The sequence below is a fragment of the Paenibacillus favisporus genome (genome assembly GCF_040545415.1).
Classification (GTDB): domain Bacteria; phylum Bacillota; class Bacilli; order Paenibacillales; family Paenibacillaceae; genus Paenibacillus_AQ; species Paenibacillus_AQ favisporus.
Window position 1 is genome coordinate 466,786 of the sequence record NZ_JBEPLV010000003.1, and the last position, 24,700, is coordinate 491,485.

At 53.8% G+C, this 24,700-nt stretch carries 24 protein-coding genes; 21 read left to right on the forward strand and 3 right to left on the reverse strand.

Going from position 1 to position 24,700, the window contains the following annotated elements:
• Positions 1 to 128 precede the first annotated feature (128 nt).
• From ABID47_RS15300 to ABID47_RS15370, 15 genes are all read left to right on the forward strand, one after another.
• Positions 129 to 1,028 carry a YitT family protein gene (locus ABID47_RS15300; RefSeq protein WP_354497887.1) on the forward strand — a complete coding sequence of 300 codons (900 nt, stop codon included), beginning with the start codon at positions 129 to 131 and terminating at the stop codon, positions 1,026 to 1,028.
• Between the two features lie 517 nt (positions 1,029 to 1,545).
• Entirely contained in the window at positions 1,546 to 2,526 is a 981-nt protein-coding gene (locus ABID47_RS15305; RefSeq protein ID WP_354497889.1) for a LacI family DNA-binding transcriptional regulator, read from the forward strand.
• 1 nt (position 2,527) lies between these two features.
• Positions 2,528 to 3,406: a ribokinase gene (rbsK, locus tag ABID47_RS15310; protein ID WP_354497891.1), complete on the forward strand. Its 879-nt coding sequence runs from the start codon at positions 2,528 to 2,530 to the stop codon at positions 3,404 to 3,406.
• Positions 3,406 to 3,804, forward strand: a complete 399-nt coding sequence (gene rbsD, locus ABID47_RS15315) for a D-ribose pyranase (protein WP_354497893.1) — start codon at positions 3,406 to 3,408, stop codon at positions 3,802 to 3,804. Before rbsK ends, rbsD begins: the two co-directional genes overlap by 1 nt.
• Before the next feature lie 15 nt (positions 3,805 to 3,819).
• The gene (locus ABID47_RS15320; RefSeq protein WP_354497895.1) at positions 3,820 to 5,301 is read left to right on the forward strand and encodes a sugar ABC transporter ATP-binding protein; all 1,482 of its coding nucleotides are present in this window, start codon (positions 3,820 to 3,822) and stop codon (positions 5,299 to 5,301) included.
• A gap of 1 nt (position 5,302) precedes the next feature.
• Positions 5,303 to 6,271 (forward strand): ribose ABC transporter permease RbsC, encoded by a 969-nt coding sequence (gene rbsC / locus ABID47_RS15325; protein ID WP_076167363.1) that lies wholly within the window; start codon positions 5,303 to 5,305, stop codon positions 6,269 to 6,271.
• A gap of 16 nt (positions 6,272 to 6,287) precedes the next feature.
• Positions 6,288 to 7,211, forward strand: coding sequence for a ribose ABC transporter substrate-binding protein RbsB (rbsB, locus tag ABID47_RS15330; protein ID WP_076167360.1), 924 nt, complete (start codon positions 6,288 to 6,290; stop codon positions 7,209 to 7,211).
• A gap of 418 nt (positions 7,212 to 7,629) precedes the next feature.
• Positions 7,630 to 8,898: a S8 family peptidase gene (locus ABID47_RS15335; RefSeq protein ID WP_354497898.1), complete on the forward strand. Its 1,269-nt coding sequence runs from the start codon at positions 7,630 to 7,632 to the stop codon at positions 8,896 to 8,898.
• A gap of 260 nt (positions 8,899 to 9,158) precedes the next feature.
• Positions 9,159 to 9,440, forward strand: a complete 282-nt coding sequence (locus ABID47_RS15340) for a hypothetical protein (protein WP_354497900.1) — start codon at positions 9,159 to 9,161, stop codon at positions 9,438 to 9,440.
• Between the two features lie 78 nt (positions 9,441 to 9,518).
• Positions 9,519 to 10,028: a hypothetical protein gene (locus ABID47_RS15345; RefSeq protein WP_354497902.1), complete on the forward strand. Its 510-nt coding sequence runs from the start codon at positions 9,519 to 9,521 to the stop codon at positions 10,026 to 10,028.
• Between the two features lie 188 nt (positions 10,029 to 10,216).
• On the forward strand, positions 10,217 to 10,699 hold the full coding sequence (locus tag ABID47_RS15350; protein ID WP_354498769.1) for a DinB family protein: 483 nt from the start codon (positions 10,217 to 10,219) through the stop codon (positions 10,697 to 10,699).
• An 83-nt stretch (positions 10,700 to 10,782) separates the two neighbouring features.
• The gene (locus ABID47_RS15355; RefSeq protein ID WP_354497904.1) at positions 10,783 to 11,085 is read left to right on the forward strand and encodes a YciI family protein; all 303 of its coding nucleotides are present in this window, start codon (positions 10,783 to 10,785) and stop codon (positions 11,083 to 11,085) included.
• A gap of 251 nt (positions 11,086 to 11,336) precedes the next feature.
• Positions 11,337 to 12,305: an acetylxylan esterase gene (locus ABID47_RS15360; RefSeq protein ID WP_354497906.1), complete on the forward strand. Its 969-nt coding sequence runs from the start codon at positions 11,337 to 11,339 to the stop codon at positions 12,303 to 12,305.
• Positions 12,306 to 12,412: 107 nt separating this feature from the next.
• Positions 12,413 to 12,937 carry a cysteine hydrolase family protein gene (locus tag ABID47_RS15365; RefSeq protein ID WP_354497908.1) on the forward strand — a complete coding sequence of 175 codons (525 nt, stop codon included), beginning with the start codon at positions 12,413 to 12,415 and terminating at the stop codon, positions 12,935 to 12,937.
• A 282-nt stretch (positions 12,938 to 13,219) separates the two neighbouring features.
• Positions 13,220 to 14,038, forward strand: coding sequence for a class I SAM-dependent methyltransferase (locus ABID47_RS15370; RefSeq protein WP_354497910.1), 819 nt, complete (start codon positions 13,220 to 13,222; stop codon positions 14,036 to 14,038).
• Here ABID47_RS15370 and ABID47_RS15375 read toward each other — a convergent pair.
• A complete protein-coding gene (locus tag ABID47_RS15375; protein ID WP_354497912.1) occupies positions 14,028 to 14,648 on the reverse strand; it encodes a TetR/AcrR family transcriptional regulator in 621 nt (206 codons plus the stop codon). The genes ABID47_RS15370 and ABID47_RS15375 overlap by 11 nt on opposite strands.
• A 186-nt stretch (positions 14,649 to 14,834) precedes the next feature.
• On the opposite strand from ABID47_RS15375, the gene ABID47_RS15380 reads away from it, so the two are divergent.
• The 5 genes from ABID47_RS15380 (at position 14,835) to ABID47_RS15400 (ending at position 20,661) form a co-directional block, all read left to right on the forward strand.
• Positions 14,835 to 16,040: a YhgE/Pip domain-containing protein gene (locus ABID47_RS15380; protein ID WP_354498771.1), complete on the forward strand. Its 1,206-nt coding sequence runs from the start codon at positions 14,835 to 14,837 to the stop codon at positions 16,038 to 16,040.
• A gap of 138 nt (positions 16,041 to 16,178) precedes the next feature.
• Positions 16,179 to 17,099 carry a helix-turn-helix transcriptional regulator gene (locus ABID47_RS15385; RefSeq protein ID WP_354497914.1) on the forward strand — a complete coding sequence of 307 codons (921 nt, stop codon included), beginning with the start codon at positions 16,179 to 16,181 and terminating at the stop codon, positions 17,097 to 17,099.
• 142 nt (positions 17,100 to 17,241) lie between these two features.
• Positions 17,242 to 18,759 carry an MDR family MFS transporter gene (locus ABID47_RS15390; RefSeq protein ID WP_435530636.1) on the forward strand — a complete coding sequence of 506 codons (1,518 nt, stop codon included), beginning with the start codon at positions 17,242 to 17,244 and terminating at the stop codon, positions 18,757 to 18,759.
• Positions 18,760 to 18,944: 185 nt separating this feature from the next.
• Positions 18,945 to 19,790: a MerR family transcriptional regulator gene (locus tag ABID47_RS15395; RefSeq protein ID WP_354497918.1), complete on the forward strand. Its 846-nt coding sequence runs from the start codon at positions 18,945 to 18,947 to the stop codon at positions 19,788 to 19,790.
• 106 nt (positions 19,791 to 19,896) lie between these two features.
• The gene (locus tag ABID47_RS15400; protein WP_354497920.1) at positions 19,897 to 20,661 is read left to right on the forward strand and encodes an SDR family oxidoreductase; all 765 of its coding nucleotides are present in this window, start codon (positions 19,897 to 19,899) and stop codon (positions 20,659 to 20,661) included.
• 166 nt (positions 20,662 to 20,827) lie between these two features.
• Here the strand turns inward: ABID47_RS15400 and lepB are convergent, their stop codons facing one another.
• Both lepB and ABID47_RS15410 read right to left on the reverse strand, forming a co-directional pair.
• Complete coding sequence (lepB, locus tag ABID47_RS15405; protein WP_354497922.1) at positions 20,828 to 21,457, reverse strand: signal peptidase I; 630 nt, start codon at positions 21,455 to 21,457, stop codon at positions 20,828 to 20,830.
• Between the two features lie 151 nt (positions 21,458 to 21,608).
• A complete protein-coding gene (locus ABID47_RS15410) occupies positions 21,609 to 22,658 on the reverse strand; it encodes a permease (RefSeq protein ID WP_354497924.1) in 1,050 nt (349 codons plus the stop codon).
• A gap of 296 nt (positions 22,659 to 22,954) precedes the next feature.
• On the opposite strand from ABID47_RS15410, the gene ABID47_RS15415 reads away from it, so the two are divergent.
• On the forward strand, positions 22,955 to 24,688 hold the full coding sequence (locus ABID47_RS15415; RefSeq protein ID WP_354497926.1) for a histidine kinase: 1,734 nt from the start codon (positions 22,955 to 22,957) through the stop codon (positions 24,686 to 24,688).
• Positions 24,689 to 24,700 lie beyond the last annotated feature (12 nt).

Sequence of the window (24,700 nt, forward strand, 5' to 3'; positions counted from 1 at the left end):
TTCGCAATGGTGAAGTGGCTGGATAAGACTAACGAATGTTTGGGTAAATGCGATCCCATCCAATGGACTTCCATTTCAGTTTAGGGAGGGAAGGTTATGCATGATCCGATCAAGCAGGCCGTATGGTCATGAGAAAAACATTTGGAGTTTCGAGCAGAAACAGCAAGCATGCCATCTTCAAATCGGTGATCGGCGGCATCGCCGCCTCGGTCGGCGTGGAGCTGTTTCTGCATCCGCACGAGCTGATCGCCGGCGGCGTCACCGGCATTTCCGGCCTGGTGTCGTTTCACACCGATAATCATTTCGGGATGCTGCTGGTGCTGTTCAATTTGCCGCTGCTGTTCTTTTATTCACTTCTGGGCCGAAAAAAAATATTGCTCCAGGTGCTCCCGGGGCTGCTTGCATTTGCAGGGTCGGCGTTCCTGCTGGCGCCGCTGCCAGCCGTCAGCGGCGAGCCGGTCATTGCCGCGCTGGCAGGCGGCCTGTGCCTTGGCTTCGGCGGCGGGCTGGCCGTCAAATCGGGCGGCCTGCTGGACGCGCTCGGCCTTGAAAAAACCGACCGCATCCGATCGGCCGGGATTCAGGCGGGCACCCGCCCGGCCATCTCCGTGGAGCGGCTGCTATTGCTCTGCCACGCCCTGGTGCTGGTCACCGCCGGCGCGGCTTTGGGATGGGAGCGGACGCTGTACTCCGCGTTCGCCTGCCTGGCGGCGTATGAAACCGCCGGGATCGTCATTTTCGGGTTTCGCCGATTGGCCGGCGTGACAACGGCCAATCCCCGGCAGGTGGAAGCCGAAATGAAAAGCCGGCTGCGGCTTGAAGGACTCGCGTGGAATGATGTCGTGAACGGCCATGACCGTGCTCGTGAGATGGATTGTGACAGCGACTACGCGCGGGTTTCCGCTCAGACGCAATTGATGTACCGTGTGCATCTGCTGGATGTGCCGCGCTTCAAGGCGGCAGTTCGCAAAGCCGATCCGCAGGCGGAGATCGTATGGGTGGAGCGGTCCGTAATGAAGCAGGAATAAGGCAGGAATGAAGCAGGAATACAGCAGGAAAAGCAGGAATGCAGCAGGAATGAAGAAAGGTTGAGTGGCAAGGGGCATAATGCCTCGAAGTCTCTGAAATTTACTCTTGTTTGGCAAAACAGAGCATTATAAGCTAACTAGTTGCAGAAGTGCATGCGTAAGTGCAGTTCATTTTCGGTGAAACGGCCGCAAGCCAGTGAATCGGAAATGAACTGCACTTTTTCCGTTGTTCGCCAAAGCAGACTTTTTTACTGCAAATAATTGCTCTTTGCTGTTTTTTGCATCTATTGATGAATGGGGCGGAAGTAGTGATCACAAAATAGCTGTTACTTTTACGCCCTATACGGCACTGATGACACCAGGCACACTGTGCTTATTTTTCCGTACCGCGCCTGCATTTTATGCCACCTGCAAAAATTATCCAATCAAAAACTTTTGAAAGCGCTATTGTCAAACGCAAAGTGATGTGTTACTTTATGTGTGTAACCGGTTCCACATTTCGAGGTGATAATTTCAGATGGTAACGATTAAAGATGTAGCACGCCATGCAGGGGTTTCGGTTGCGACCGTATCCCGGTGCATTAATGAAACAGGATACGTACACGCCGATACACGCAAGAAAGTGGAAGACGCGGTTCGAGCGTTGAATTATGCGCCAAACGAGGTTGCAAGATCATTATACAAACGCAAGTCGAGGCTGATCGGACTTTTGCTGCCTGACATTACGAACCCCTATTTCCCGCAGTTGGCGCGGGGCGTGGAGGACGGCATGCAGGCTAACGAATTCCGCATCATTTTCGGCAACAGTGACGAGAACGAGCAGAAGGAACAGGAGTACATCCAGACCTTCATTCAAAATAACGTGGTCGGCGTCATCTCTTCAACCAACCGTCCGGACTCGGATATATACGCCAAGCTGAACATCCCGGTCGTGTTTCTGGACCGGACGTCCAGCGACAGCCCGTCGGTGTACTCGGACGGACGCAAGGGCGGACGGCTGGCTGCCCAGGAAATGATCGCCCGCGGCAGCAAGCGGATCACGGTCCTGCGCGGACCCGTACATATCCGTCCCGCCCAGGACCGGTTCCAAGGCGCCGTGGAGGTACTTGAGGAAGCGGGGATCGTTTACAACATCATTCAAACTTCGTCCTTTTCCTTTGCGGAAGCGGAAAGCTGGGCCAAAGAGCTGTTCGCCAAGCATCTCGACACCGACGGGGTCATCGCCAGCAACGATATCGTGGCGACCGCCGTTTTGCATGAGGCTCAGCGTCTCGGCAAGCGGGTGCCGGAGGATGTGCAGGTGATCGGTTTTGACGATATCCCGCTCAGCAGCCTGCTCTCCCCGTCGCTGTCAACGATCCGGCAGCCGGCATACGACATGGGCAAGGAAGCGGCGCTGCTGCTGATCCGCCTGATCGAGCAGGGAACAGTGGACAATCGAAATATACAACTGCCCGTATCTTTTGTAGAGCGGGATACGACCAGAAAGGTGGATTAAGATGGCTAACATTTGCGTAATCGGAAGCTGTTCAATGGACCTGGTGGTGACATCGTCCAAACGTCCGGGAGCGGGAGAGACCGTTCTCGGGGAGAGCTTTAAAACCGTGCCTGGAGGCAAAGGAGCCAACCAGGCCGTTGCGGCCGCCCGCCTCGGGGCGAAAGTCAGCATGATCGGCCGGGTGGGAGACGACCACTTTAGCGAAACCATTTTGAACAATTTCCGAGCGAATCAAGTTTCTGTAGACTATGTGGAACCGGTTACAGGTATGGAAAGCGGTACGGCACACATTGTGCTAGCCGAAGGTGACAACAGTATCGTTTTTGTCAAAGCGGCGAACGACGAAGTCACGCCGGCCTATATCGACCAGGCTGTTCAAGCGATCACCGCGGCCGATATGGTGCTGATCCAGCAGGAAATTCCCGAAGAAACGGTGGAGCACGTAAGCCGGATCTGTGCCGAGCGCGGGGTCCCGCTGCTGCTGAATCCGGCGCCGGCGCGTCCGGTCAAGGACGAAGTGATCGAGAACGCGGCGTACATCACGCCGAATCAGCACGAAGCTGCGATCATGTTCGGCGAAGGCAGGGTATCCGAAGCGCTGCGCCGGTATCCGAACAAGCTGTTCATTACCGAAGGCAGCAGCGGGGTACGTTATTTTGACGGACAGGAAGAGGTTGTGATTCCTTCCTATAAAGTCGAAGCCGTCGATACGACCGGCGCCGGAGACACCTTTAACGCCGCTTTTGCCGTGGCGCTGGCTGAAGGCAAGCCCATTGCGGACAGTGTCCGGTTCGCCAACCGTGCTGCTTCGCTGTCGGTCATGAAGTTCGGCGCGCAGGGCGGCATGCCAATGCGTCAAGAAGTGGAGGAGAACCTGTAATGAAAAAACATGGGATGCTGAACAGTCACATTGCCAAAGTCCTCGCCGACCTCGGCCATACCGACACGATCGTCGTGGCCGATGTGGGCCTTCCCATCCCCGAAGGGGTCACCAAAATCGACCTCGCCCTGAAGCTTGGGAATCCGAGCTTTGAGGAGGTCGTGAGTTCCATCGCGGAGGACATGGAAATCGAAAAGGTCATCGTCGCCGCGGAAATGAAAACGGATAACCCAGAAGCGCAAGCTTACATTGACCATACATTTGCGGATTGCCTGATTGAGAACGTGCCTCACGAACAGTTTAAAGCTTTGACCCGCACAGCCAAGGCGGTCATCCGGACCGGAGAAGCCAAGCCGTTCGCCAACTGCATTCTGCAATCCGGCGTCCATTTTGGATAAAGAGGAGGAACCCTTATGCACATACAAATGCAAGGCATTTATAAATCCTTTGGCACCAACCACGTGCTGAGCGGTGTGGATTTTGAGCTTCGGGAAGGCGAAGTTCACGCCTTGATGGGGGAGAACGGCGCTGGCAAGTCCACCCTGATGAACATTCTCATCGGTCTGCATCAGCGGGATGAGGGCGTCATCCGGATCGATGGCAAGAAGACGTATTTTCCAAACCCGAAGGAAGCGGAAAAAGCGGGCATCGCTTTTATCCACCAGGAATTGAACATTTGGCCTGATATGACCGTCATTGAAAACCTGTTTATCGGCAAGGAAATGACCACGAAGTGGGGACTGCTCAGCACCAAACAAATGAAAACGCTGGCAAAGGCCCAATTCGACAAGCTGTCGGTAGACATCCCCTTCCAGCGTGAAGCCGGGGAGTGCTCGGTAGGCCAGCAGCAGATGATCGAGATCGCCAAGGCGCTCATGACCGACGCCAAAGTCATCGTCATGGACGAGCCGACGGCCGCGCTGACCGAGCGGGAGATCCGCAAACTGTTCGACGCCATTGCCGCCTTGAAAAAGGAAGGCGTTTCCATCGTCTATATTTCGCACCGGATGGAAGAAATATTTGAAATCTGCGACCGGATCACCGTCATGCGCGACGGGAAAACAGTGGATACGAAGGACATTCCGCATACCAACTTTGACGAGGTCGTGAAAAAAATGGTCGGCCGCGAGCTGACCGAGCGTTACCCGCACCGGAACCCTTCGCCCGGCGATGTGGTGCTCGAAGTGAAGAACGCCACCCGCAAGGGATTGTTCGAGAACGTCAGCTTCCAGGTGCGTTCCGGCGAGATTGTCGGCTTCTCCGGCCTGATGGGTTCGGGGCGGACCGAGATCATGCGCGCCCTGTTCGGGCTCGATCACTTGGACAGCGGGGAAATATGGATTAAGGGCAAAAAAGCCCATATCCGCAAGCCTGACGATGCGGTCAAACGCGGCATCGGCTTTATTACCGAGGACCGGAAGGATGAAGGGCTGCTGCTCGATTTTTCGATCCGGGAAAATATGGTGCTGCCAAGCTTGTCCGGCTTTACGTCCAAAGGCTTTATCAACGGGAAACGGGAAAAAGACTTCGTCGACCTGCTGGTCAAACGGCTGCAGATCAAAACGCAGTCTGCTGAAACCGCAGCAGGCGACCTGTCCGGCGGTAACCAGCAAAAGGTGGTCATCGCCAAATGGGTTGGCATCGGTCCGAAAGTGCTTATCCTGGACGAGCCAACGCGCGGGGTCGACGTCGGGGCGAAGCGCGAAATTTATCAACTGATGAACGAATTAACCGAACGCGGCGTTGCGATTATTATGGTTTCCTCCGAGCTGCCCGAGGTGCTGGGCATGAGCGACAGGATCCTGGTCGTCCATGAAGGCGAAATCAGCGGGGAACTGAGCAGCGAAGAAGCCACGCAGGAAAAAATAATGACGTTAGCAACAGGGGGACAGTAACATGACAACCATTCAAGACGCTAAAAAGCCAAAAGGCTTCCAACTATCGCAAGTGACGCAAAAGCTGGGCCCGCTGCTGGGGCTGATCATTCTGATCATTATCGTATCGGTGCTGAATCCAAGCTTTTTGGAACCGCTTAACATTCTGAACCTGCTCCGCCAGGTGTCGATCAACGCGCTTATCGCGTTTGGCATGACCTTCGTCATCTTGACAGGCGGCATCGATTTGTCCGTCGGTTCGATTCTCGCATTGTCCAGTGCGTTTGTTGCCAATATGCTGGTGTCAGGCTTTGATCCGATCCTGGCGATCATTATCGGCTGTCTTCTCGGCGGCGTGATGGGTATGGTGAACGGCCTGCTCATTACAAAAGGTAAAATGGCGCCGTTTATTGCTACATTGGCGACCATGACGGTATTCAGAGGCTTGACGATGGTGTACACGGACGGTAACCCGATTACAGGACTTGGCGACAGCCGGCTGTTCCAGTTGTTCGGGCGCGGATACGAGCTCGGTATCCCGGTACCGGCGATCACCATGATCATTACGTTTGTCATTCTGTGGGTCATTCTTAATAAAACGCCATTTGGCCGTAAAACCTATGCCATTGGCGGTAACGAAAAAGCATCGATCGTATCCGGTATCAAGGTACCGCGCGTAAAAATCATGATCTATTCCCTGGCAGGACTGCTGTCGGCTCTGGCCGGCGCCATCCTGACCTCCCGCCTGAACTCGGCACAGCCGACGGCGGGTACATCCTACGAGCTTGACGCCATCGCGGCGGTCGTCCTTGGCGGCACGAGCTTGTCCGGCGGACGCGGACGCATCGTCGGCACCCTGATCGGCGCGCTTATCATCGGTACACTGAACAACGGTCTGAATTTGCTCGGCGTTTCTTCCTTTTACCAAATGGTCGTCAAAGGGATCGTCATTCTGATCGCCGTCCTGATCGACCGGAAGAAATCCGCATAAGAAGGAGTAGATCATCATGAAAAAATTAACGTTAATTGCAGCTGCACTCTTGTTGATTCTGACCACAGGCTGTTCGCTGGAACCGCCTGAATGGGCCAAGCCCAAAACGGGCGGCGACATTAAGGAAATGAAAATCGGTTTGTCCGTCTCCACGCTCAACAACCCGTTCTTCGTCTCGCTGAAGGACGGCGTGGTGGCCGAAGCCAAGAAGCAGGGCATGGAAACGATCGTCGTCGACGCCCAGAACGACTCGGCCAAGCAGAGCAATGACGTGGACGACCTGATCCAAAAAGGGGTCAACGTGCTCCTGATCAACCCGACAGATTCCGCCGCAATTTCTACTGTCGTGCAGAACGCCAACGATTTGGGGATTCCGGTTATTACGTTGGACCGTTCTTCAGACAAAGGGGACGTCAAAGCGCTGGTTGCATCGGATAACGTCAAGGGCGGCAAAATGGCGGCCGAATACATCGTGAAGATGCTCGGCAAAGGCGCCAAAGTCATCGAGCTGGAAGGCGTGCCGGGGGCATCCGCAACCCGCGAACGCGGCAAAGGCTTCCACGAAGTGGCCGACACCGATTTGAACGTCATTGCCAAGCAGGCGGCCGATTTTGACCGGACCAAAGGTCTGAACGTCATGGAAAACCTGCTGCAGGGCAACCCGGACGTGCAAGCCGTCTTCGCCCACAACGACGAGATGGCGCTCGGCGCGATCGAAGCGATCCAAAGCTCCGGCAAAAATATCCCGGTCATCGGGTTCGACGGCAACGAGGACGCGCTGAACTCGATCAAAGCCGGCAAGCTGACCGCCACTGTGGCGCAGCAGCCTGAGCTGATCGGCCAGATGGCCGTGCAGGCGGCGAAGGACGTGCTGCAGGGCAAAACGGTCGACAAGTCGATCCCGGCTCCGCTGAAGCTGGTGACGAAGGATCAGCAGTAAGATCGCAGTTAAGCGGTAACGAATAAACAGGTCAGTAAAGGAACAGATTTTTATATTCAAATGATAGAACAAAGCATCTGAGAATGGTGCTGCCCCTCAGTCTGTCTTACGCCAATGCTGCGTAGGAAGGACGGGGCTTTTTTTATGCTCAACGATTGCTCTAGGCTCAGTAGGCATGAAATTTGGGAGGACGATAGAAAGGCAGCAACTGCCGCCGACATTATATCAGCATGGCACAGAGTGCACTCCGCGAACCGGAACGGAGATATCAGCGTATCTGCACCATTTGGTTTAATGACTCTTCCGTGCGGTTTGGGTTACCCATGGGCTAACGCTGAGGTAACACGGCAAAAGCACACCAATGCGGGCGATGTCACATATTCTATCAGGAATACATCCTCCAAATGAGGTGCATACAGTGAAGCAGCTGGAGAAGTTATTGAAAAAAACGGCCGTCAGCCGTCCGAGTAAAACAACAAGTCGTCAGATCGTCGTGTTCAAAACGCAGCAGGATTACCGGCAGTGCCTTGATATACTCAACGCAAATGGAATCAAACCGGTGAAGGCCGTGGACGGCCACCGGCTGATCTGCTGCCATTTTCACCGCTCCACGGATATGGACAAAATAAAACAGCATCCCTGCGTCGCCTATGTCCAGCGGGACGCGAAAGTGAAGGCGCACGCGATCAAGCCAGCTGCCGCCGCCAAACGCGGCGGTGTGAACAAGGCCACCAAGAAAAGCGCATTGGTGGACACGGCCAAAATTCCCTGGAATGTCAGCCGGGTGAAGTCGCCCGAGCTGTGGAACCGGACGATGGGCCGAGGAGTAAAGGTGGCCATCATCGACACGGGCATCGCCAAACATCCGGATCTGTGTATCGCGGGCGGTGTAAATACGATTACCGGCGGATCGTTTCAGGATGACAACGGCCACGGCACGCATGTGGCCGGCATCGCGGCAGCCACCGGACGGCAAAAAATTTTCGGCAATGCGCCCAAAGTCAAGCTGTTCGCCGTGAAGGTGTTGGACCAAAACGGAAACGGCTTTGTTTCCGACATTGTGGAAGGGATCGACTGGTGCCTCAAACGGGGAATCAAAGTGATGAACATGAGCTTCGGGCTGACCGGATCCGGCAATAACAAGGCGCTGCAGGACGCCATTAAACGGGCAGCCAAGCAAGGGGCCGTCATTTCGGCGTCCGCGGGAAACGAGGGGACGATGTTCAGCCCGCTGATCGACGCCCCGGCCCGCTACCCCGAGACCATCGCCGTTGCTGCGACGGATCGAGCGAACCGGGTCGCCGATTTTTCGAGCCGGGGGAACGGCATTTCTGTCGCGGCGCCGGGCGTCAATATTTTATCAACATTGCCCGGAGGAACGTATGGCAAGATGTCGGGAACTTCGATGTCGGCTCCTCATGTGACGGGGGGAGCCGCATTGTTAAGGGCGCTGTTCCCAAGGATGAGGCCGGCCGAAATTAAGCGCCGTTTTGAAGCCAGTGCGCTTCAGATTCCGGGAGGCAGACAGGCGGTAGGCGCCGGACTGCTGCAGGTCGCACCCGCGGCGGCCATACCCGCGGGGGTTGCTTCAGGGAGCCGGTTCCCAAGCAAGACGCGACGCTTGAAGAAGGCGAGGTCGGCGTCCCGGCCGAAGCTGTTTATCCCTTCCGGACGGAGCAAACGGTAAGAAGGAGCAGGCGAGATGCCTGCTCCTTTTTCATGGATAGCCCGGGGGTTGGATGAATGGTTCATCCACCATTGGATTGCCGCAGCGGCACGGTGGACAGCAGGGGAGTCCAGAATGGATAGGCTTTTGGGTTTTATTTATGGTCAAGCCCTATAGATGGTTGGGGCAGGCAATGTGCTTTTTGGATCATGGGTAAAGGCAGACTTTATTTGAAAAATATGGTATATAGTAAGGGATGGAGCTGTGAAAGGAGCAGTGGAATGGAAACTAGTAAATACCGGATCCTCTATGTATGTTCCATGACCGCGGGGCTGATGCTCCTTCTCTCGGGACTGGCACTCTGGATACCCAGAACGACGAGATCGGATACGCCCGATGCGTATTATATTGTATGGTACTGCCTGAAACTTCTCCTTCCCGCCGCAGGCTTATTGCTGATGGTAATCGGGTCCTTCGTTTATTCTGCTTACAAGGACTTATACCGGGAGATTCGGGAACTAAAAGACCAGGTCCGATCGCTGGAGAAAAAAGTATCCAGTTAAAATAGAGACGGCGGGCAGAAGGTTTACGAGAAAATCCCTTTACCCAGCCCCTGACTCAAAAACAAGGAGGAGTGCATTTTGCGATTGATAATTGCAACGTTCCTGTTTGTCTTCCTGCTGACCGGCTGCAGCGAAGCCAAGAAACAAGCAGCAGGGGGATCGGAAGATTGGCAGCAGAGCCCCTCGTTTAGGATTTCCAAATCTGGACCTGATGGGAATCCGGTGCCATACGGGCTCAAGGGAAGCAAAGACAGATTTGCCATCGTAGATGGCTTAGTACAGGCGAATTCGAACAACAAGCAGCTCCTCCACTTTTGGGGTGACACGCCGGAAGAAACCGGTCGGCTGCTGGATAAAGAAGTGAAAGTCATCGGGACCAGCCGGGAGACGGGAGAGCAGGTGACGGCTTTTGAAGGGAAGACGCAAATCCAGAATGACGATCCTGTGAAGGAGCCGCGGGAGTACGTCGAATCTGTTGGCTATCTGAATCTGCCGGCCAAAGGATTATGGAAGCTGGACGCCTACATCGACGGGAAAGCAAGTGGAAGCATCGTCATCGAGGTACATGACAAGCCCGGGCAGCAGTGACCCGTGGCTCCACACCTCTTCAAAACCAAGATATAATCTTTCATTCTACTTGAAAGGCAGCGGTATAAAACGGGTATATTTTTATTTTCCATTGTGCTCCCGCGCGCTATATGAGTAAATGAAATAGCCGTTTAGGCACGAAAGACCAAAACAAATTCCGATACGACAAGCTGCGGAGGAGATTGCTTATTAAAACGTTATTCCAATATAATTGGCAGGTTCGTGAAGATTGGTTCCGCTGGTGCCAGAACGTACCGGAGGAGGAGCTGCTTCGCACGCGTACAGGCGGAGTGGGCGGTATTCTGCACACCCTGTTTCATATCGTCGATGTGGAATGGAGCTGGGTTCGCTGCCTGCAGGGGAAGCCTGATTTTCAGGAGAGCTTCGATGGGTACCGCAGTCTGGACAAGGTGCTGAAACTGCAGGAATCGTTCAAGCCTGAAGTGGAGGAGTTTGTTTACTCCTGGAATGATGCTTGGGAATACAACGTATTCCGCGATGTCCATCCGGACGGCCACCCTGTTGAGGACCGATGGGGCGAAGTGGTCCGGCATATGATCGCTCATGAGATTCACCATGTCGGGCAGCTGTCCATCTGGTCCAGGGAACTCGGGATCAAGCCTGTCTCCGCCAATTTGATCGGCCGGGGCTTGATGAATCGTCAAGTATAACTGCCGCTTTCAACAAACTATGGATCCCTCGTCACCATCCGTTATAATAGGATGAGAACGTACATTCGGATGGAGGGGACTTAATGAAAAGCTTTCTGGTGTTATTAGGGAATAAACAAACCGGAAGTCTCTGCACGGATTTATTAGAGCAGCATGTTCAGCACCTTGAGGCGATGAGCCGGTTAGGCTGTCTGCGGTTATGCGGACCTTTTACAGACGGGGCCGGTGCGGTGATGGTCTTCAGCGGACGCAGCGCCGAAGAGGTTGAGGACTGGGTTAAACAGGATCCTTTTATTAAGGAGCGTTACTATGGTTCCTACGACATCAAGGAATTTACGGAAGCGAACGAGTCAAACCGCTGGCTGATGGGTGAGCCAGAGGCGTGACAAGCAAGCTGGAGAGTGTGCGGGCAAACCGTGTTTCTATCCGCGTATGACGGTAGAATTCACGGTTTTTTCGTGTTTTGGGGAATTGGATGAGCCTAAACAACGTCTCCAGGGTATGTGGAGCAGAAGCTGATTCTGTCCTTAGGGATAGCCCGGGGTAGCCAATATTCTTATCGGAGGACCGCGGCAAATATCGGTGCAAATACGGGGCATATCCGGTATACTGCTTGTTATGAAGGAGGATGAAACCGATGGGCTACACGGACGAGGTGTCGAAGGAACTGTACAGTTACCTTCCCCCTCTCACCAAGAAAGACGATTTCGACGAGTTTTGGGAGACGACCATCAGGCAGGCCAAGGAGGTTCCGCTGGACCCGGAGCGTACGCTGATCGAATACCCGGCGCGGTATGTGAAGGTATACGACGTTTCGTATTGCGGAATGGATGAGACGAGAATTTACGGCTGGCTGATCGTTCCCGCTTTTGACAACAAAGAGAAATATCCCTGCCTGATCCATTACCATGGCTTTACCGGCAGCAGGGGCAAGCCTTCCGAGCTGATGCACTGGGTAATGATGGGGATGGCCGTATTGTCGGTAGACTGCCGTGACCAAGGCGGACGGACCGGCAACAGCGCTTCATACTCGCACGGGTATGTGGCGAACGTGGCCAGCAAAGGCGTACATAACAAATGGGAATATTATTACCGGTATGCATACATGGATGCGCTGAAGGCGATCGATTTTGCCTGCGCTCAAGCGGATATCGATGCTTCAAAAATCGTGATCGAGGGCGGCAGCCAAGGCGGTGCGCTCGGGACGGCGGTATCCGCCCTGGACGACCGTCCTGTGCTGGCGATGGTTGACGTGCCGAGCAACAGCAATCTCGTCTGCCGGATCGAAGGCAACCACGGGGCTTTTGCTGCGGTAGCCGAGTACTTAAACCGCCACCCGGAGCAGACGGATCTTGTGATGGACAACCTGAGCTATTTTGACACGATGAATATGGCCGATCGTATCGCATGCCGGGTATTAGCCAGCGTTGGACTCAAGGACGAAACCTGCCCGCCCCAGATGTATTTCGCGACATATAACCGGATCCAAAGCGACAAGGACATCGTCATCTATCCTTTCAACGGACATGAAGGCGGCGGGGCTGGCCAGACCGAGGTTAAGCTGCAGTATTTGCGGAAGCATTACCCGGAGTGGTTCACGGAATAGCATAACTTCGCATTGACCAGGAACGTATGTTCCGGTATGATGATTTCAAGACAGCATGCGGATTGAACACAGAGCCAATGAATTCCATCCTGGAAGGGGAAAGCAAAATGAGCAGCGGTACCGCATTATTGGTCATTGACGTGCAGGAAGGCATGTTCGTACCGGAGTATCCCGTTTTCGACGGCGAAGCTTTGTTGGACAAGATCCAAGGTCTTATCACGGAGGCGCGCTCAAGCGATGTACCTGTCGTGTACATTCAGCATAACGAAGAACCGGGCGAGCAGCTGGAGCCGAACAGCTTTGCATGGCAGATCCAGTCCCGAATCGCTCCTGCCAAAGGGGAGATCGTCGTGCAGAAATTTACGCCCGACGGGTTTCATGAGACGGACCTGCAGGAGAAGCTGTCGTCACTTGGTGTAAAGAGGCTGATCGTGTCCGGAATTCAAACCGACATGTGCGTTGAAGCAACCAGCAAGCGCGCGGGACAGCTGGGCTACGAGGTGGTGGTCGTTGAAGACGCGCACACGACGTATGACCAAGGCGGCAGGACCGCCCGGGAGATTATTGAGGAATACAACGGGATGTTCCGAGATTTTGCGAAGGTTCAGCCAGCGGCAGCCATTACGTTCTAAGGAAGTCCAGATCCCGGCTGGAATGAAACAGTCAGCACTCATAATGTTTAGTGTATGGTTGGGAAGGAGCCCACGTTGATCGTAACGGGGCTCTTTTTTTTCTGTTGCGGCGCATGAATAGTGGGGAGGGAAACCTCCAGCTTTCCTGATCGGATGCCGTGGATCACAGTTTTTATAGTTAAAAACTATTAGATCTATATTATTTATATATTAGAACTATAACAGTCCTTTGTGTAAGCTTAATCAGAACCTAATCATCCGGTTAAAAGGAGGCGGCAGCAAATGAATAATGAGCCGATGACCCGGCGTACCGAATTATCCGGCAAACTGACGAATGTTCTTCAGGCCAGAACGCTGGCATTATCGCATCCCATCCTGCAAGGAATGTTAACGAAGGGCATGTCGGTCCTGGATGTTGGATGCGGCACGGGAGCCATTACCCGCGGCATCGCGGAAGCCGTAGGTCCAGAAGGCAGCGTAGTCGGGGTGGATCAAAACCCCCGTTTGATTAAGCAGGCGCAGCAAACGCATGGAAAAGTTGCCGGATTGTCGTTTACGGAAGGGGATATATATTCGCTTGATGAAGCTATAGAGGGTTGTCCTGGGTTTGATATCGTCACCTGCTCAAGGCTCATGGTATGGCTCCCCGATCCATTGACGGCGCTCAAGGCTATGGTAAAAGTGATAAAGCCTGGCGGAAGGATCGTCATTGCCGATTATAACCACGAAAAAATCGCCTGGTCGCCGCAGCCGCCTGCCAGCATGCTCGTGTTCTATTCCGCATATCTGAACTGGCGGGAGGGTGCCGGCCTGAACAACCGGATTGCGGACGATCTCCCGGACTTATTGCAGCAGGCAGGACTTGCACAGATCAAGGACACGCCCTGCCATGAAGAGGTGCGGCGTGATGATCCCGATTATGCGCAGCGGTCTGGCCTGTGGGCGGATACCGCTTCCAGCCGGGGGCCGCAAATGGAGCGGGATGGATTCATAACACGCGAGGAATATGAACGGGCGGAGCGGGAGTACCGCCACTGGGTTCAGTCTGAGGCAGAGTCCATAACGATGTACATGCTTACCGTCGTTGGCGTCAAGCCTTAGGATCCGATACGGCTTTGCCTGCGGCAAAGAAAGGACCCCGGAACGTGAGCAGCGACAGAATGCGTGCCATCTCTGCCGGCGTTTCCTGTCTTCCGCTCATCAGCCACTGCTGGATAATGCCGAGATGGGCGGAAGACACATAGGACAGGAAGTATTCGGCAGGGACCTGCAGGTTCTCTTTGCGGATCAGCGGCGATAAATTTTTCTCCAGCAGATTTTTCCGGAACATCGCTTTCAGCTGCGATTGGAAAGACACGTCGCCCTTTGGCCCCAATATGGCTTTGAGAAAAGCCGCATGCTCCTCGATGTATTCGAACACGGTAACGATCAGGGAGACCGAAATGCCGGTTTCCCGGTACGTTTCCAGATCCTCTGAGGTCGCCTTTGTAATGATTGCGATGATCCCCTCAATCACTTCGGCTTCGCTCTGCTCGAGCAGGTCGAATTTGTCACGGTAATGCAAATAAAACGTTCCCCGGTTAATATTCGCCCGAGTCGTAATATCCTTTACAGATACGGCTTCAAAGCCCTTCTCCTCAATCAGCTCCGTCAGCGCATCGCGGATGACCAGCCGCGTCCGCACGATCCGCCGGTCTGTGTTCCCGTCCATGTGATCACTCCTTGAATCCGAGGTAGACACTTTACAAGAATGTGTCGAGTAATGCGCACATTCCGGATTATTGTTTATTGAACCATCTATGCGCTCTTATTATAATGAGTTTGCCCGAGATAATCAACGCGATGTTCATTATCTTGAACAAACTATAAAGGCATAGGAGTGATACGTGAAATGACTTTGATGAAGCAAAAGCTGGTGTGGGTGCTGCCGCTGATCGTAGCCGCCGTTATATTTGTGTTTAGTTTGGCGATGATTCCGACGATTAATCCGACCCCGGTCCGGCTGCCGATCGCATTGGTCAGCGAGGACCAAGGCGTAACGCTGCCGAACGGAACCGCGACGAATATGGGAGAAACGCTGACCGGTATGATCAAACAGCAGACTTCATCCAAGGCATCAGCAGATGGACCGGCGATTGAATGGGTTCATGTAAACACGGAAAAGGAAGCGATGTCCGGTTTGGATGAACAGAAATATTATGCCGCGCTGGTCGTTCCGGCCGATTTCAGCCAGAATCAAGCGACGCTGCTCACGGAAAAACCGGTGCAGCCTCAGCTGCGCATTTACGTGAACCAAGGCATGAGCGCTTCGGCTTCCACCATGGCCGGTCAGGTGCTGAACCAAATCGTCGACACAATGAATGCGAAGATCCGCGCTGACCTGCTGGCTGCAGCCGGTAAGCAGAGCGGCAAGGTTACGGTGCAGCAGGCATCCGTGCTGGCGGCACCTATTGCGAAGGACGTAAAAAATGTCCATGAGACAGGCACCCATACGGCGAACGGCAACGCACCGGTGTCGTTATTCCAGCCGATCTGGATGGGCAGCATCTTAGGCGGGGTTATGTTCTATCTCGTCATCAGCAAGCTGAACTTTGCCTACCGCCGATCTCTGCTCGCTGCCCGAGTAGTCCAGACCGTCGCGGGAGCTGTTCTGGCACTCATTGCCGGGTTCGGCCTGACCTGGTTTGCCGGGAGCTGGGGACTCCATATTCCGGATGGAACGGCTACAGCGATATTTTTGTCACTATGCTACTTTGCCTTCTTCCTGATGATCTCCGCCGTACTGTCCTGGGCAGGGCTCAAGTCGATGGTGCTGTTTGTCCTGCTGCTCTTCTTCGGGGCTCCCCTGCTGAGCCTTCCTGCCGAGATGATGGGATCGTTCTACCGCGACTACGTGTTCCCTTGGCTGCCGATGCGGTTTATGGTGGAAGGGCTGCGTGAAATGTTCTTCTTCGGCCGGGGCCTGGATTGGAATCATTCGACAGCCGTGTTAACCGGTATTGCCACGGTTAGTCTGGTTGTTCTGCTTGGCTCGGCTCTCAAGGTTCGGCAAAACCGGCAAACAGTAAGAGGTACCGTCGAGACGCAGACCGTGGAGGCGTAATGAAGGCGACCCATGCCAACATCGCGCTCAACCTGCTAAATAGTTTTGCGCTGAAGAAGTACCGTAAATTATAATGAGGCGTAGAGAACCGCTAACCGTTTGAAGAACGGCGGCGAACAGGTGCAGGAGGAAAACGCATTGAAGCTCGAACGCATCATATCGATGATTTACATGTTGCTGAATCACGAAATTATTACCGCGTCGTCGCTGGCTGAGAAGTACAACGTTTCGCAGCGGACCATATACCGGGATATCGATGTCATCTGCGCGGCTGGCATTCCAGTGGTGTCCTACCAAGGGGTCAAAGGCGGTTTCGGCATTATCAAGGATTATAAAATGGAAAAAAGCCTGCTCGGATCGTATGACGTCGGGTCGCTCGTGACGCTGCTCTCCAGCATGTCGACCGTGTTCGAGGACGAAAAGGCGGCCGAAACGATTCAAAAGCTGAAGACGATCCAGCACGAAAAGGATTCGCCGGTGTTGTCGATGAATCTAGCGAGCCGGCAGCTGTATAATGACTCTCTGCGGCTGCTGCGGGCGGCAATCACGGAATGCTGTGTCGTGCGCTTCAAATATATCAACGCCAGAAACGAGAAGACCGAGCGCGTCGTGGAGCCGGTGCGGCTGATTTACGAGTACGACGTCTGGTACCTGTTCGCCTACTGCCGGGACCGCCAGGATTACCGGAAATTCCGGCTGTCCCGGATGGCCGATCTGCAGGCGATGGGTGAGCATTTTACGAAGCATAAGCATGCGGCCCCCGAGGAAGTGACGTTTAAGCAGCTGCATAACCAAGGAAACCCGGTGCATGCGGTAATTCATTTTTCCGCCGACTGCCTGGCGAGAGCCATGGATTATTTCTATGGAGCGGAGAAAACGTATCTCGACGACGGTTCGTTCCTGCTTAGCATTACCCTGGAGCATATGGAGCGAACGCAGTGGCTCATCCCGATGCTGCTCAGCTTCGGCGACGGTGCCGAGGTGAAGGAGCCCCCGGAGCTTCGGGAAGCTGTCCACGCCAAATTAAAAAAAATGATTCGGAAATACTCAGAAGTATGACATACAGTTGTCATACTTTTTTGTTTACACTCAGAATCGGTTACAGAGAAATCAGAAATTTAAAGGAGTGTTTGAGAACGTGAAACCTGCACAAAAAAGCAGTCTTCCGGTCGTCATCGCCGGCCTGCTGCTGGGCATCCTGATGGCCTCGATGGATAACACCATCGTCGCCACGGCCATGGGAAATATCGTGGGCGAGCTCGGCGGCATGGATAAGTTTGTATGGGTCACCTCGGCCTACATGGTGGCGGAAATGGCCGGGATGCCGATCTTCGGAAAGCTGTCGGATATGTACGGCCGCAAAAAGTTTTTTGTCTTCGGGATTATTCTGTTCATGCTGGGGTCCGCGCTGTGCGGCACGGCGACCACGATCACGGAACTGGCCTTGTACCGGGCGGTGCAGGGTATTGGCGGCGGAGCGCTGGTCCCGATCGCGTTTACGATCATGTTCGATGCGGTCCCGCTGGAGAAGCGCGGCAGCCTCGGCGGTTTGTTCGGCGCCGTGTTCGGCATGTCCAGCATTTTCGGACCGCTTCTCGGGGCGTACATAACGGATCATATCGCCTGGGAGTGGATTTTCTACATCAACCTGCCGCTGGGCGTCATCGCCTTCATCATGGTGGCGTTTTTCTACAAGGAGTCGCATGAGCATTCCAAGCAGCCGATCGACTGGTTCGGCGCCTTTACGCTGCTGGGAGCGGTCATCTGCCTCATGTTCGCCCTGGAGCTGGGCGGCAAGGAAATCGCCTGGGATTCCTGGGAGATCCTCTCCTTGTTCGGAGGATTCGCGGTGCTGCTGATCGCCTTCCTGTATGCCGAGACCAAAGCGAAAGAGCCGGTTATTTCGTTCGGATTGTTTAAAAACCGGCTGTACGCTACCAGCGTCCTGGTCGGCCTGTTCAGCGGCGCGGCGTTTATTGCGGCTTCGGTGTACATTCCGATTTTTATCCAAGGTGTGCTGGGCGGTTCGGCCACCAATTCAGGGCTGGTGCTGCTGCCGATGATGGTCGGCTCGGTCGTCACGGCGACGCTGGGCGGCAGTCTGATGAACAAAATGCCGTACCGGAACATTTTGATTCCGACGCTGCTGTTATTCCTGGTCGGCACGGCCTTGGTCGCCACCTTATCGGTAAACTCGACCCGGCTGATCGTGACGATCTATATGATTCTGATCGGACTTGGAATCGGCGCGTCATTTTCGGTGCTCGGAAACGCCGCCATTCATGGCCTGGACTACCGGCAAAGGGGAACGGCCAGCTCGACGCTGAACTTCCTGCGCTCGCTCGGCATGACGATCGGGATCACGACCTTCGGATTGATTCAGAGCCATTCGTTTACACGTGAAATGACGAAAGGGTTCGGCTCTGCGGGGGCTGGCGCAGCAAACGCAGGAGGAGCCGCGGCAATGCCGGCTGGGCTCGACATCAAGGACCCGCATGCGCTGCTGGCTCCGGAGACACGCGCGCTCATTCCGCCTGAAGTGCTGCATAACATTTCCGAGATGCTCGCCTCTTCGATCGTTCAGACGTTCGCATGGGCCTGCGTACCTGCGATTCTGGCCCTGCTTGCGGCACTGTTTATGGGCAGCAAGAAGCTGGATCATACGGCGGAGGTTGCTCCTGCAGGCGGCGAAGGGAAGGAATATTCTCCGGTTCACTAAGTAAAAAATTGAGCTAAGATCACCGCGGCTGCAATCTGGAGGCATCATGGATGCCCTGGACTGCAGCTTTTTTTTGGGAGTGCAGAATGGTTAGGGGTTAGGTGTTTACCAATCCCTAATTGACGCAGCTGCTGTACCTCCATACAATGAAGCTGAGATCTTACCTCGGAAGGGAAACGAAGAGCATGTTTAAAATCAGCGCTTTTGCCAAAATGAGCGGGATATCGATCAAAACGCTGCGTTATTACGATGAGCTGGGGATTCTGAAACCGTCCGCTGTGGACGAGAGTTCCGGCTATCGGTATTATTCCGCCGATCAGCTGCTGACGGTCGAACGCATCCGCGCTTTTAAAGAGCTTGGGCTGACGCTGGAGCAGATCGCTCCGCTGCTTCAAGAGGAGGGAACGCCCGGTACGGCTGCGGATACGCTCGCCATGAAGCGGGCTGATCTGGAGACCGCCATCCACGAAGCACAGCGTCAGCTAAAAGAAATCGACCGGAGAATGCAGCGGCTGGAACAAGTCGGGGCGGCCGCGGTGGATGGACCCGAAGCCGTAACGCTCCGTGAGCTGCAGCCGCAATGGGCCGCTTCGGTCAGGGATACGGTCCCGCGGCAGGACCTCTGCCTGCTGGTTAATGAGGTCAGGGACTATGTCATGGCTGGCGGCTGCGGAACAGCGGATGGACCGCTGATTCTTCTCTGGCATGACGCAGGCGGGGACGGCGAAAGGGAAGTCATTGACATTGAGGTGGCATTTCCGCTGGAGGAACCGACTCCGGAGCGCGGGCGCGTCCGCATCGTAGAGCTGCCCGGCTGTGAAACCGCCGCATCCCTGATTCATGACTGCAACCCCTATGCCGCCCACTGTCCTGCAGCAGCGCATGTCGTGGCATGGGCCGCATCGCAGGGATATGAACCGTTACCCGGTGAACCGGTCCGTGAGGTCTATATTGCCGCCGAACAAGATATGTACGGAAAATTCCGCAGGTCGGAAGTAATCCTCCCGCTGCGCGGTACTCTGAGCCCTTGATTCGTTATTTTTGGACGAAGGCTCACTCCAGGTGTTGACTCTCCCCTTAAGGGGAGGGTGTACAGTGGGTTTACAAACCACAGAAGAGAAGAAGGAGTGAGCAGGGATGAAAAGATTGGAAGGGAAAACAGCTCTCGTGACCGGAGGAAGCCGGGGGATAGGAAGGGGCATTGCACTGCGTCTTGCCTCTGAAGGTGCGCTTGTTGCGGTCCACTACGGCAGCCGCAGGGATGCAGCGGACGAGGTCGTACAGATGATTGAGGAACAGGGAGGCCAGGCGTTTGCCATTGGTGCCGATCTTCAGGACATTCAAGGTGTCCATCGTCTGCTTGAATCACTCGATGCCGAACTGACCCGGCGGACAGGCAGCCGCCAGTATGACATTCTGGTGAACAATGCCGGCATCGGAACATCGAAAACGATGGAAGAAACAACAGAGGCAGACTTCGACGAGGTGTTTGCTGTGAATGTGAAAGCGCCGTTCTTTCTCGTGCAGCAGTCTATGGATCGGCTGCGGGACGGAGGACGGATTATCAATATTTCTTCAGGCGTGACCCGAATCGCATTTCCGCATATCATGTCCTACAACATGACCAAGGGGGCGGTGAACACCTTTACGCTGCACCTTGCGAAGCTGCTGGGTCCTCGCAGCATTACCGTCAACGCTGTGCTGCCGGGCATTATCGACACCGATGTGAACGCCTCTTGGCTGAACACGCCGGAAGCCCGTCAGGGAGCGGCCGAAATGTCCGCTCTTGGACGAATCGGAGAGGCCGCGGACGTCGCGGATGCTGTCGCTTTCCTGGCTTCGCCGGACGGCCGCTGGGTGACGGGGCAAATGCTCGATGCGACCGGAGGTTCGCATTTATAAAGTCACCACCTCCTGATACTTACTAACCTGAATGGTTAACACCAAAATGGCTAAACCGAAAAAGAAACAAGCGGCTAACTAATCCAGCTGCTTGTTTCTTTTCGGCAATTTTTATCCATAGCATTATCCGGGAAATCCGGTCCAGGTACAGTTGCCCTCTCAGCAATTATTGAAGCCCGGTATCAACGCCTTCAATTTTCCCTGTCCAACCGATAACTTTACCCCTGATTCTGTCTTTGGCGATTGGACCGCTCTGAATACTGTTGTTGTAATTTCTCCACCATAGGTCACCAAGAAGGAAATAGCGGCCGGCTGGCAAATGTACCTTTTTCATATTCACAGCTTTTTCAGGCTCCAGCTTGCCGCCTAGATCAAACGATTCATTGCCGTAGAAGGCGCCAAGCTTTCGGTCATCAATCATGATTTGACCCTTCTTGATTTGCACGGTTTCCCCCGGTAATCCGATCACTCGGACGACATCGTATGCCAAATTTCTCATTCGATCGATATCTTCCCGAGATGCGCCCGTTTCGAAATAAACAACGTCACCACGCATAATTTCATGTGTTTGATAATAGTCCGGGTCTACAACCAATTGCGAACGATATGAATACTGTTTTTTATAAACCATTCCATCCGATTCTAAAGCATAAATAATTTGATTACCTTCCAACTGACTTATAACGGGCAGATCATATTCAGTAACTTCATCAACAATAGGTGGTGGGGCTTTACATCCTGATACGAGCAAAATGGATGCCAGCATTCCCGCAATAACCGCCATTCTTGTCCTCATATGATTCCTCCTTGCCACCTTCCCTATGAAGTTATAACGTCAGGTACAACTTTGAGGTTACGCATGATCCATTTCATCTTATAAAAAAAGCAATCCATCCACAAAATTCCTGTGGATGGATTGCTTTGATTTTATATGCGTTTCACCGCAATTACAGCAGCCACGCGCCCAGCAGGCCGCTGATTAGTCCGGTCACGATGACCGCGCCGAACACGAACAGCAGCACTTTACGCGGGAACGACTTGGCCACGATCAGCATGGACGGCAGGCTGACTGCCGGGAGCGTCACGAGGAGCGCAGCGGCTGGGCCCGAACCGACGCCCAGGGACAGAAAGGACTGGATGATCGGAATTTCGGCAGCCGTCGGAATGACGAACAGCGTTCCGACGACGGCGAACAGGATAATAGCAGCGATCCCGCCACCTACCCATACCGGGAACAGGGTGGACTGGAAAGCACCCAGCAGCAGGACGGCAATCAGGTATGCCGGAACGACGCTGAGAATCATCAAGCCGAGGCTCTTGGCCCAGCGGACCAGGAAAGGTCCGCGGTCCGTTTCCTTGACAGCCGCTGCTTCTTCCAGCGGTTCTGGCACTTCGGAGGAACCGGCAAAGCGGTTCGCGAAGTAGCTCACGCCGAACGTCAGGGCCAGTCCCAGAACAATGCGCAGCAGTGTGAATTTCCAGGACAGCACGAAAGCCATGAAGATAAGCGTTGCCGGATTCAGCAGCGGGTTGCCGAGCCAGAAAGCAAGCGCCGCCCCGACGGACACGTTGCGCTTGCGCAGGCCGCTCGCAATCGGGGCGGCACAGCAGGTGCACATCATGCCGGGCAGGGAGGCGACCCCGCCGATCAGGGTGCTCTTAAACGTCGTTTTGCCAAGCAGCTTATACAGCCACTGGACGGGCAGCAGCACCTGGACCAGCGAACCAAGCACAATGCCGAGAACGGCCGCTTTCCACACCGACTTGAAGTACGTCTCCGCATAGGAAACCGCCGAGTGCCAGGAAGGCGCCGATCCGCCTGCTCCAAGAATGGACGATCCGATGCTGTGCTCGGCTGCGGCTTTAAATGCTTTTTGATAGTACGGCCACCATTTGACATAAGACAAGCCGATGGCGGCGATGAGAATAAACAGAACCACAAGCCAAATCGTCTTTCTGTGATTCTGGCGATGAATATTTGGACTAGCGGGTGACATGGTGATCTATCCTCCAAGCGTATTTAAAATGTGAGATGAAGCAATTCCTGCAAATCAACCTAAGTTGCAAGCAATCCATTATATCATAAAACAGGACAAAACGGGGTAAAGGTCCGTGGGTTAGCCGGGACGGAGGTCACATTTATCATTCAAAAATGGAACAAGAGAAGGATGTGGACTGTTTTTGCTGAATTATTGTTCCAGGAGAAAAAAGAAGAATTTTATCGAAAAAAGTAAGTTTTATGAGTATGCTGAGGGCATGCTTATCGGCGACATTGGACTAACGGGGGGAGAGCATGAAGCTGCAGTCTGCGGGAAAAGCATCGCGATGGTACGTGTATCAGAAAATCGTCATCGTTTTTATTTTATTTTTGCTTCCGCTCATTTCGATGAATATTTGGCTTAACTATAAGGGGATGTCCATCACCAAGGATGCGATTTTGAACTCATCTTTGGCAGGTGCTTCCTTCTACAGCAAGCAGCTCGATAAAGAAATGTACTTTATCCGAAACCTGCAGCTCCAGCTGTTAAATGACAAAGATCTGCAGAAGCTCAGCTTCCGCGGCAGCATGCTGGAAAATTATGAAGAGGTGGAGCTGATCGATCAGGTCCGGGACCGGCTTGCGACACTGACCGTTTCCAGCGAATATGTAGTGAATGCGGGCGTGTACGTCGAAGCCATCGGCAAAACGATTTCCACGGACTCGGGTGTGACCAATACGCCCAATGAGGAACTGAAGCTGATCTCGTCGCTCATGGCCGTTACGCCCAAACCATCGTTCTATAGGAGCGGAAGCCGGATTTTTTTCATCGAAACGGAAAATAACGGCGCGGTCTGGTCCTATATCGAGATTTCCAGACCCAAGCTGCTGGAGGCTTTGAGGGAAATCGCCAATTTGTATCCGCAATCCGAAGTGCTGCTCGGGGATAAAGAGGCGGGGACCGTGCTGACGACAGCGCAGGAGCAGGGGGAGTCCGCTGCGGTTTTGGGGCTTTTTGATGATGAAAGCCTGCATAATTCAAACTCTCCCGAGATGCGGAAGATGCACGGCGTGAACTATTTTATTACACCCAATGACGTCAGTTCGCTGCATTTATCGCTCATCATGTATGTGAATCAAAATGAGATCACGCGCCCGTTGAGCCAATTTATTACATGGTTCTACACCCTGTTTATCATCGCGATCATCGTGATGATCCTGTACTCTTTTTCCGTCAATCTCATGATCCACAGGCCCTTATCCAAACTGGTCAAGGCGTTTCATATGATTGAGACCGACAATTTGAACATTATGATCGAATCCAAAACGAAGGATGAGTTCCATTACGTCTTCAACAGCTTTAACAATATGGCGCGCAAGCTCAAAAATTCGATCGAGGATAACTATGAGCAAAAAATAGCGCTGCAGCGCTCCCAGCTGAAGCAGCTTCAATCCCAGATCAATCCGCATTTTCTGTACAACAGCTTTTTTAATATTTACATGATGTGCAAGGTAGGCGATTCGGACAGCGCTGCTGAGCTCTCCCAGCGTCTCGGCAGCTATTACCAGTACATTACGAGAAGCGGTGCGGACGAGGTGCCATTCGATAAAGAGTACCGTCACGCGCTCGATTATTGCGATATTCAGTGCATCCGTTTTTCCAATCGGGTACATTTCGAATACGAGGAGCAGACGGATGTCCCCGCTACAATCACGGTGCCTCGGCTGATCATTCAGCCGATCGTGGAAAATGTGTTTGAGCACGCCTTTGAAGACGGCATGATGGAGGGAAAGGTCTACATCCGGACGGAATACCGGGAAGGGAAACTGTGCGTGACGGTCGAAGATAACGGGAATTTGGCTACCGATGCCATGATCGAACAGTTGAACACCAAGCTCGCCAGGGATTCAAAATCGATCGAGAACACGGGTTTGATCAACGTCAATAATCGCCTCAAGCTCAAGTACGGGCCGGAGAGCGGCTTAACGGCGTCAAGAAGCATGCATGGCGGCTTAAAAATCAACCTGACCATTATACCAGAGACATAAAAGGAGGCAGCA